Source organism: Candidatus Melainabacteria bacterium (genome assembly GCA_003963305.1).
Taxonomy (GTDB): Bacteria; Cyanobacteriota; Vampirovibrionia; order Obscuribacterales; family Obscuribacteraceae; genus PALSA-1081.
In genome coordinates this window covers 1-9,579 of the sequence record RXJR01000029.1, presented here as the reverse complement: position 1 = coordinate 9,579, position 9,579 = coordinate 1, and the positions used below count along the sequence as shown (strand labels likewise).

Here is a 9,579-nt window from a genome sequence, read left to right as displayed (position 1 = left end):
GGAAGCGACCGCGACTGCACCAACTACAGAAGTAAAAACGGAAGCGACCGCGACTGCACCAACTACAGAAGTAAAAACGGAAGCGACCGCGACCGCACCGACTACAGAAGTAAAAACCGAAGCGACCGCGACCGCACCGACTTCAGAAGTAAAAACCGAAGCGACCGCGACTGCACCGACTACAGAAGTAAAAACTGAAGCGACCGCGACCGCACCGACTACAGAAGTAAAAACTGAAGCGACCGAAACTGCTTCGACTGCAGACGCGAAAACTGAGTCGAGCACTACGGAATCGGCGGCGTCTGATTCTAACGAAAAGCCTGTCTTCAGTGCTGATTTGAAATTGCACAAAACCGGCGCTACCGACTCTGAGCAATTGGCTTCTATGCCAATACTCGGCAGCGTAACGACTAGTGAGCCTATCGTTGTAGACAATGATGAAGCCGTAGAGACTTCTACCACAATTAAGTACGAAGACTTACCGACTGATGAAGGGAAAACTCGCGTCAAGACTGGTGCGAGATTTCCCGTAGTTATTTCCTCTCAACTAACAACGAAAACGGCCAAGAAGGGAGATCCCGTTGAGGCGCGTTTGAAATACGACCTCAAGATAGGTGATCGCCTCATAGCTCGCAAAGGAGCTGTAGTGAACGGTCATATCAACTACAGTTTGCCTGCTCGTAGTACGCTGCATTCACTGGTCAGCCCAACGCGCTGGTACAGAAACTCTGGTTGTTTAGGTATTTCGTTCGATGAAATCATCAACGACAAGGGTGAACACTTGCCACTAGTTGCGGTGCCGGCTCGGGCTGCGCGAGTGATCAAAAACAAGGGCGAAGGTCGTGAACTCGGCATCAACCATGAAGGTCAAGTGACTGGTCCATGGTCTCAGCAACTCCGCTATAAAGCGATCCGTATTGGACTGAACGCTGCTCTTGCGCCTGCTGGTGCCTTTTCTTTCGGCGCTATGCCGATTGCCCTGGGGGTGATCGGAGCCGCTAATCCGTCTTTTGCATTTATGAAGCCTGTCGGACTCAACGTTCGCCATAGACGTATCAAAGGATTTGTGTGGGGCGCGCTGAGCGGCGTTCCCGGAAGCTGGTTGATTGAGGATACTGTCGTGAAAGGGCAGGAGGCAGTCATCAAACCTGGTGATGAATTCCTTGCCGAATTCCAGCAAGAATTCACCGGTGAACCTGCATCCGAAGCAACTATGATGCCTAACGCAAAATCGAAGGTACATGGCGAAGTCATGCCTGATAATAAGAAGAAAGGCAAAAAATAGTCGCGCCTATGGCCTCAACCGGCAAACTGAGTAGCTTGGAAGCGCAATGCACTGAGAATCAAGCTCGTGCTTTGCTGGAAGACTTCAAAGCCTCGTGTTGCAACGGTTGGTACTTCGAGACCTATCGATTTCTAGATGATGGACGAATGGTCTACAAGTTCTTCTTGATAGATTTGAACGATCAACTCGAGCAGGAGGAGCGAAAGTACATTCGCTATCACGGTTGGCTGGAAGTGATTGAGGAAGAGGGTTTAATAGTCGTTAAACCAGCGGGTTCTTTGGAGCCGATGCTGGATCCTGGTTTGAAGCAGATGCTACTGACCCGCTTTCACGACGACGTTATGGAGCCTGTGTGTAAGCGGCACCGAGTCGTAACACGCATCGGTGTCTAATTAGTTATGAGAATTTGGATTGATGCTGATGCTTGTCCTGGACCGATTCGTGACATCGTCTTGCGCGCCAGTCAGCGACTAAAAGTGCCGGTTACGTTTGTAGCCAACAAGAAGCTCGTGTTGCCAGATTCAGAGTTGATTTCTGTTGTGCATGTGGAGCAGGGCCCGGATATTGCGGATGCCTATATCGCAGAACATGTGAAAAGAAATGATCTTGTTGTTACGCAAGACATTCCGCTTGCTGCTCAATTAGTGCCACTTGGGGCAAGCGTTCTCAGCCCTCGCGGTGATAAATACACAGAGGCAAATATCAGCGAGCATCTTTCTTGGAGAGACTTGATGACGGAATTGCGCGATACAGGCAGTGTAAGTGGCGGCCCAAAGCCATTCGATGAGAAAGTTAAACGAGCATTCGCCAATCACTTCGACTCCGAATTGAATCGGTTATTGCGACTCGAATCAAAGACCTGATGCCTTTTGGGTTCTAGCCGAGCATTGCGCATGATTTATAGGCACAGATAGTCGACTGATGCCGATAGCTGATTGCGCCGGATGGCTTACTGCTGCAATGAATCGTACTTAGCCAATTCTTGTTTCGCTTCGGTTTTCTTGCCCATCTTCTTGTACGATTCAGCCTTCAGCTTGTAGAGGTCCGCCAGATCCTGGCGTCCCAAGCCCAAGTTGATTGCTTTGTCGCAATCGGCAATGACGTCTTTATGATTTTTGAGTTGGTTGTTGATTTTTGCTCGCCACAACAAGTTGACACCATTATCAGGTGTACGTCTGATCAGATCGTTCAAATCTGCGATTTCTTTGTTGAAGTCCCCTAGCGCATCGTAAGCGCGAGCGCGCAGGTTGTATGTGTTCGGGTCGTTGGGGTCAAGCGATAAAGCTTTATTCAAATCGCTGATCGCTTTCTTTGGCTTTGCCATTTGAATGTTTGCATTCGCTCTTTGTTGATATAGAGCCGGATTGTTCTTATCCAACTTAATTGCCTTCGAATAGTTGTCGATGGCATCCTTGTAGCGGTTGGATTGCATGAAGCTGTTTGCTGCTTGCACATACGGCGCCGGCGATTGCGGTGGTTTCTTGGCGACAGCGGCAGTGCCGATAAACAAAACAACCAGGAGCGAAGACAGAATTAGTATTCGTTGCATGATGAGCTCAAGACGGGACACTGAGCATATATTATCAAGGACGCCCGCTCGATATCCGAAAAACGTCTCATAGAAAGTGCGACTGGCGCGCCAATTGGTAGGCTGACTCGGTACCTTAGCCAGGGGCCTTACTTCGATGTAATTAATTCACGACGTTACGACTGCCAACTGGTGGGCATCATCACGCACGGAATTAATTACCTTCGAGTAAGGCCCGGGACATGAGCACTCAAGCTGAGAACCGCACGCTGTCAGCATCTCCGTGGGCTGAGAAGCTCGGGAAATGCTTTCACGATAGCGCTGCGGTCCACAGGTTGAGACTTGTGGCGTTTTACTGCATTCCGCCGCCGTATGGCGTGGCGAGCTGACCGCCGGGTCCGCCCATTCCGCCGCCTGCGATGGTCGCAGGTGCATCAAGTTGCAATTGCATCTGAGTGCCGGAAGGGATAATCACGTCTCTTCCTTTTCGCATAAGCATGCTGGCTGCGCCAACACCGCCACCGATAGCCGCGCCGCTCCAGGCGCCTCGTCCGGCACCAGTGCCGGAGCGACCGGCGATTGCGCCGATGGCTGTACCTAGTGCAGCACCTGCGCCAGCTCCTACGCCGCCGCGGATAGCCGTTTGACCGACTTTGGCTTTCCAACCTTCACCGCGCACGGTGTCTGATTGATCGCTGCCTTTATCCGTATATTTGCCGATTCCGCCAACGAGGTGAGCTGTAATCGGAGTTTCGATGCCGTCTGGTGTGCGCAGGCGGTTGAATTTGATCGACAATTCACCTGATCTGCTCAATCTGCGTCCTGCTTCTGCATCGGTTATGGTGCCGGTGAGAATCGAACCTTGTGGAATCGTTGCGTCGCCCAGGTACATCGTCTGAGAAATTTGAGCCTGGATCAAATCACCCGGTTTGGCTACTTGTGTCGAAATCGATGTTTGCAGGCTGATGGGCATTGTCAGACCGGCTGGGGCGTAAGCGACGCGCCCGCGTTGCTGATAACCACCACCGCCTATGCCACCATTGTATTGACCCTGTGGCGGGTAACCACCACCGCCGATGCCACCATTGTACTGACCCTGTGGAGGATATCCGCCACCACCGCCATATTGAGCACTTCCTGGTCCGTTGAAATTTTGATAGCCGACTGAACCTTGATAATTAGCTGGTCGAGCGCCGACGCTGTTGTATTCGTCTTGAGACTGTGGCATAGGTGCTTGCGGGGGAGCCGCTGCCACTGGCGGAGCACTGCTGGCAAAGCTGCCGGTCAGTTGTGAAACATAGCTGCTCACGCTGGCTTGGTCAGCCAGCGACTCTCTCAATGCGCCTGCCCATTTGCCTGCGAGAACAGCTGGAGTGCTGTTCGCCGCTTTTGCAGTGGCACTGTCTACGGTGACAACCTGGTAACCACCAAGCGTAATGACCGGTAAACCTTTGACATACGTGATATTAATTGATGATGGGCTTCTGTCTTTCGTTGCGACCAGAGCGTTGTCGAGATTGTTTTGGACTGTCTCAGCTCGATGGTCGGCTGAAGTGCCTCCCGTCGCTGGGATCGTGAACATTGTCTGTCCTGCCAAACGAACGGAGCTATCCGCGAGCACCGGCAGTGGTGTCAAATACATTGTTTGGCTCAGGAGAAGAGCCCCGGCAATAAGCGTGTTCTTGGCGTGATTTTTAAACGTGCTCATTATTCCTTACCTTGCCAGAGAGATGTTGTTTTACTGTTCACGGCATCAATTAACCCATAGTTAACAGTCAAGCCAATGAAACAAACTTTGGAATTCAGTGCCCTGCAGGGATCAAATGCCATCTGAACCTAAAGACATACAAAGTCTACCAATGTTCCCAAGTATGTTTCTGAGAGTCTCCTAAGACCTCTTAGGAACTATGAAGAATGACTTGCTGTAAGCTTTATGGGTGGGGCTGCCTGGCTGAATCGACTACCATCGCATATCGATTCATGGCTAAATCCCCGGCGTTGAAAGATTCGGGAAGGTTTTCGCTGTTAACCACAACTCACTTGAAGGAACGTGTCGCCCTTGTAACCGGGGCCAGTCGTGGCATTGGCAAAGCCATCGCGCTCGATTTAGCTGCTCAAGGCGCAACCGTCGCTATTGTTAGCCGGAATCAGACGGCGTTGTCGGAGGTCCAATCCGAGGTAGAAGCGCTAGTTGAGAAGACTTGTCCCATGTATGTGTGTGATGTGGGACAACCTGATGCGCTCGAAGAGACTATTCAACGCATACAAGATGCTTATGGACGGCTCGATATCATCGTCAATAATGCTGGAGTATTTTCCTCTTCTGCCCTTGTTTCGCAAGATCTGGAAAGCTGGCGAAATGTTTTCGAGGTCAATTTGACTGCTTCGATGCGGGCTGCCAAGGCAGCTTTGCCATTGATGATAGAAAAAAAATGGGGGCGCATTGTCAACATTTCTTCTATATCGGGGAAATCGGGCGAACCATATGGCGCGGCCTACTCTGCTTCTAAATTCGGACTGATTGGAATGACACAGTCGTTGGCACTGGAAGTAGCTCGGCACGGCATCACCGTCAACGCGGTTTGTCCGGGCTGGGTCGATACGGACATGGCGAGGGAGCAACTGAACGACGAAGAGTGGTGTCGTCTAAACAACATCAATCGTGAGCAATCGCTTGAGATTGCGCGCCTTTCCGTACCCCAGGAGCGGTTCATTGAGCCGATCGAAGTGGCGAATCTTGTCTCCTATCTTTGCTCGGATGCCGCGCGCGGAATTACAGGACAGGCTATAAATATCTGTGGAGGACTTTCACTACATTGAGCAAAACTCTAGAACGCGCCCTTAAAAAGAACTCATGGTTGACCAGAGAAATTGACGGTTTGGTTTTGAACCAGTCACCGTTGCTCGCCGCGCAGCCCAAACTGGTGCACGCATTCACCACAAGGTTGGGTGGAAATAGCCCGTCGCCTGTCGACAATTTCAATCTAGGCAGGCATCTGGATACGGATGAATCGCGTGCTGATGCCGCCGCGAATCGCCACAAGCTCTGTCGTGCCCTCGGTCTGGACCCGCAGCGATTGGCTGTGCCCGGCCAGGTACACTCGGCCATTGTTGTGGTTGCGGATGATAAAAATACATATAAGGAAGTCGACGGCATTGCAACTGATGAGCGAAACCGTCCGGTGCTCTTGCATTTCGCTGATTGCGTACCTGTAATCATCTATGACGCGAAGACCCATGTTCTCTGCATCGTACATGCCGGATGGCGCGGAACGGCTGGCAGTATCGCGAAAAATGGCGTTCAGCTTATGGTCGATCATTTTGGGTCTAAGCCTTCGGATATAGTCGCGGCCGTCGGCCCTGCAATTGGGACTTGCTGCTATCCGACTGGCGATGAGGTGGTGACTAAGCTCTCAGCTACAGTCAGTAACATCGGCGACCTGATTGTTTCTAGAGACGGTGTGCCGCACCCGGACTTGAAGGCGGTAAACGCAATGCAACTGCTCGAGTCGGGAGTAGCAGAGGTTGATGTTACTGATGTTTGTACCGCATGCCAACCGGAACTCTTTTATTCTCATCGGCAGAGCGGTGGTAAGACTGGTCGGCAGGGTGCAATCGGGAGTCTCGTCCGTTAAATTCCGGAAGTCCACTGCATGAATTCTCCCCATATCTTTGCTATTTTTGGAGCGTTTGCCTTTTGGACGTCCAAAACTGCTTGAAATCGTTCAAACTATGGAAAGCGAAGCATCATCGAAGTGACGTGATGAAAAGTCCTGGTTCTAAGTATCGTCTTCGCAGAGTGATAGCACTGGCAGCCTTGCTGCCATACTTAACTACGGGCAATTTGTCTGCTGCTATTGGTGCTTCATCGACGAAATCAAAATTCAAATCGAAGTCGGCAAGTTTAAGCCAGCCGAGGAAGGCTAGCCTAAAGGCTACTGAAGCAAAGGTTGACTCGAAGCCGAGAAGTGCGGTCTTTTCGAAAGACGACTCGAAGTCAGGAAGTGCGGTCTCATCGAAAGACGACTCGAAGTCAGGAAGTGCGGTCTCATCGAAAGACGATTCGAAGCCGGGAAGTACGGTCTCATCGAAAGACGATTCCAAGCCGGCGACTGTAGTTCCTTTGAAAGTTGACTCAAAGCCTGCGAGTTCGGTTCCATCGAAGACAAACCCAAAAGACTTCGCTCCATTGTTTGCCGCGCCAGAGAAAGCGCAAACAGCACCACTCCCCACTGCTGCTACTAGTGGTAAATCATCAGCCCCTCCCGCCAGTGCGCCTGCTCCTGGTAACGGTTCAGCGCAGGGTGACAACAAGAATGCGCAGGGCGACAACAGGAATGCGCAAGGCGACAACAAGAATGCGCAGGGCGACAACAAGAATGCGCAGGGCGACAACAAGAATGCGCAGAGCGACAACAGGAATGCGCAGGGCGATAACAAGGGACCGCTTGCTGACAGCTATCCGTCAGTTGGTCGCATGGAGCATTTGACTTTTGGTGCAAGCTACAGTGACAGTCCCATCGAACAGCGACTTACTAAGTTGGAAACTGCAATTTATCAGAAGAGTTTTGCCGATATGTCCTTGTTCGATCGCACCCAACAGCTGAAGAAAACGTTGCTGGGTAATGACGATGAGCCCACAGCCGACATCGACAATCTGCGCTTCCCGTCCAGCGGTTGGCCGGGCAATCCGCTGGGAAATTCTCTCATCACGGGCGATCCGACGTCTTCTGAATTCGATTATTACGGTGGACTGGCTCAACGTCCTGAAAACCAGCAGTCCACAACAATTGCAGACATGAAGGAATTTATGCTGGAGTTGATAAATTCAGAGCGCTCAAAGTCTGGATTGGCACCGCTGACAATCGATTCGCTCGCTGACAAGCTTGCACAAGAGCAAAATGATGAATTGTGCAGGCGGAACGTCATTTCGCACGCCAACCTCAAAGGTGAGAATCCTGACCGTCGCTACACCGTCAATGGTGGCACCGGAGCATTGACGGAAAGTATTGTGTCGAACAAAACGCTTGACACTTTTTCAAAGTCCCCGACCAGGGCCGCCGTTGCCGAACTCATGAAAACGCTGATGTCCAGGCAAGATGACCGGGACGCAATTCTCAACCAAGATGCAACTCACATCGGCTTGTGCATCAATTGGACCCCAGGTAAGGATAAACTCATCGCTGTCACCGAAGTCATCACCAACCATGGAATTATTCCCGAATTGCCGAAGGAAGTCGCACTTGGTGAGAAACTTGAGATCAAGGGCGTGGTTATGCAGCCGTATCAGTTTGATCGCATAACTCTCGCTTGGGAAGCCAATAAAGGGCTTGCCGCGGTTCCTGATGAATCGGACGAAGCGCTGCCCTATTTCCCTCCGTTAGACTATGTCGCATATGCAACCAAATCTTCCAAAGACTACAGTGGTGCAATGAGTGCCTTGCGTACAGCCGGAGTGCTCGCTGCCATCGCGGGTGGAGTTTTCGTACCACCTGTCGCACTGGCTGCGCCCTTGATCGCGATGTCTGGCGGTGTTGGGAACAGCGATCCGAAGCCGGTTTCGGATATTCCGATTCATGGTGGCGTTAAGGTGGAAGGATTGACCTTTAACGGTAAAGTGCCCATCAATAAAGATGGGAAAGAAGGAATTTACTACGTAACAATCTGGGGTACATTGAGCAAGACCGGCAAACCTGTGCCGATTAGCAGACGTGCGATACTGGCGAAGCATGTCGATGAAGACGTTTCGGCTCGCATTGAAACACCGACTGTGTCAGCTAATTCGAGTGATTCGACTGATAACAGCCACGACGAAAAGGACCTGAAAGAAGAAAAGAAAAAGCAAAAGCACCACAAGAGCGATAATTAGAGATCCGTTTTGAAATTCCCAAAATTACCGAAATTCTCCATAGTACCGAAATTCTCAATAGCACCTTATCTGGTGGCGCTGGCTACAAGCGTTGCGTCGTTTGCATCGTTGTCTTCCGCTGCGCTTGCTCAAGATCGTCTGGAACGTGGTGGTGACCCGGAAGAGGGTCCAGTAAATATTCTGTTTGTTCTGGATGCTTCCTACAGCATGAAAGAGAAACTCAGTGGCGAGATGAAAATGACTGCCGCCAAAGAAGTTTTGCAGAATGCACTGAGTCGCATTCCAAACAGCGTCAACATTGGTCTGCGGGTTTTCGGACAAAACTATTCCAATTTGGCTCAAATTGATTGCCAGCAGACGGCTCTGCTTGTTCCCATCGGTCAACACAATCGTGGTGCCATCATCAAAAGTATCCGGCAGATCGAGCCCTATGGCATGACTCCGATAATGTTCGCTCTTCGCCAGGCAGCCGAGGAAGATTTCAGAGGAGTTGTCGGTCCGAAGACTGTGATCTTAATCACCGATGGCGCCGATACCTGCGGCGGCGATCCATGTGCCTACCTCAATCTTCTCAGGGCGCGTGGCATCAGAATGAAAGTGGACGTCGTCGGTGTCGACCTGGCTCGAGAGAAGGCGGCGCGCGAGCAGCTCAAATGTATTACCGCAATTAGTCTTGGAAAGTACTACGAGGCTAACTCTTCGACTGAATTAATAGACGGTATCGGAAGGAGCGTCGATCAAGCAATTTCAGGTCGCGTCCTGCCGAAAGAAAAGCCAGCCGATGCGCAACCATAACGATGCGCAACCACTGCACGATGCTCAACCACTGCACGATGCTCAACCACTGCACGATGCTCAACCACTGCACGATGCTCAACCACTGCACGATGCTCAACC

8 protein-coding genes are annotated in these 9,579 nt (G+C 51.2%); 6 read left to right on the top strand and 2 right to left on the bottom strand.

Annotated features, from left to right (window positions below; genetic code table 11):
* Positions 1-1,293 precede the first annotated feature (1,293 nt).
* Both EKK48_26535 and EKK48_26530 read left to right on the top strand, forming a co-directional pair.
* On the top strand, positions 1,294-1,677 hold the full coding sequence (locus tag EKK48_26535; protein ID RTL36368.1) for a hypothetical protein: 384 nt from the start codon (positions 1,294-1,296) through the stop codon (positions 1,675-1,677).
* Between the two features lie 6 nt (positions 1,678-1,683).
* Positions 1,684-2,148, top strand: coding sequence for a YaiI/YqxD family protein (locus tag EKK48_26530; protein ID RTL36367.1), 465 nt, complete (start codon positions 1,684-1,686; stop codon positions 2,146-2,148).
* A gap of 86 nt (positions 2,149-2,234) precedes the next feature.
* On the opposite strand, the gene EKK48_26525 is transcribed toward EKK48_26530, so the two are convergent.
* Both EKK48_26525 and EKK48_26520 read right to left on the bottom strand, forming a co-directional pair.
* Positions 2,235-2,834 (bottom strand): tetratricopeptide repeat protein, encoded by a 600-nt coding sequence (locus tag EKK48_26525; protein ID RTL36366.1) that lies wholly within the window; start codon positions 2,832-2,834, stop codon positions 2,235-2,237.
* A gap of 331 nt (positions 2,835-3,165) precedes the next feature.
* Complete coding sequence (locus EKK48_26520) at positions 3,166-4,521, bottom strand: hypothetical protein (protein RTL36365.1); 1,356 nt, start codon at positions 4,519-4,521, stop codon at positions 3,166-3,168.
* Positions 4,522-4,727: 206 nt separating this feature from the next.
* On the opposite strand from EKK48_26520, the gene EKK48_26515 reads away from it, so the two are divergent.
* From EKK48_26515 to EKK48_26500, 4 genes are all read left to right on the top strand, one after another.
* Positions 4,728-5,633: an SDR family oxidoreductase gene (locus EKK48_26515; protein RTL36364.1), complete on the top strand. Its 906-nt coding sequence runs from the start codon at positions 4,728-4,730 to the stop codon at positions 5,631-5,633.
* Complete coding sequence (gene pgeF, locus EKK48_26510; protein ID RTL36363.1) at positions 5,564-6,448, top strand: peptidoglycan editing factor PgeF; 885 nt, start codon at positions 5,564-5,566, stop codon at positions 6,446-6,448. The genes EKK48_26515 and pgeF overlap by 70 nt, the downstream gene beginning before the upstream one ends.
* A gap of 128 nt (positions 6,449-6,576) precedes the next feature.
* Positions 6,577-8,682 carry a CAP domain-containing protein gene (locus tag EKK48_26505; protein ID RTL36362.1) on the top strand — a complete coding sequence of 702 codons (2,106 nt, stop codon included), beginning with the start codon at positions 6,577-6,579 and terminating at the stop codon, positions 8,680-8,682.
* 9 nt (positions 8,683-8,691) lie between these two features.
* Positions 8,692-9,477 (top strand): VWA domain-containing protein, encoded by a 786-nt coding sequence (locus tag EKK48_26500; GenBank protein RTL36361.1) that lies wholly within the window; start codon positions 8,692-8,694, stop codon positions 9,475-9,477.
* Positions 9,478-9,579 lie beyond the last annotated feature (102 nt).

Coding starts and splice junctions, on each gene's coding strand:
- EKK48_26535 (RTL36368.1), top strand. CDS start 1,294: ATGGCCTCAACCGGCAAACTGAGTAGCTTGGAAGCGCAATGCACTGAG.
- EKK48_26530 (RTL36367.1), top strand. CDS start 1,684: ATGAGAATTTGGATTGATGCTGATGCTTGTCCTGGACCGATTCGTGAC.
- EKK48_26525 (RTL36366.1), bottom strand. CDS start 2,834: ATGCAACGAATACTAATTCTGTCTTCGCTCCTGGTTGTTTTGTTTATC.
- EKK48_26520 (RTL36365.1), bottom strand. CDS start 4,521: ATGAGCACGTTTAAAAATCACGCCAAGAACACGCTTATTGCCGGGGCT.
- EKK48_26515 (RTL36364.1), top strand. CDS start 4,728: ATGACTTGCTGTAAGCTTTATGGGTGGGGCTGCCTGGCTGAATCGACT.
- EKK48_26505 (RTL36362.1), top strand. CDS start 6,577: ATGAAAAGTCCTGGTTCTAAGTATCGTCTTCGCAGAGTGATAGCACTG.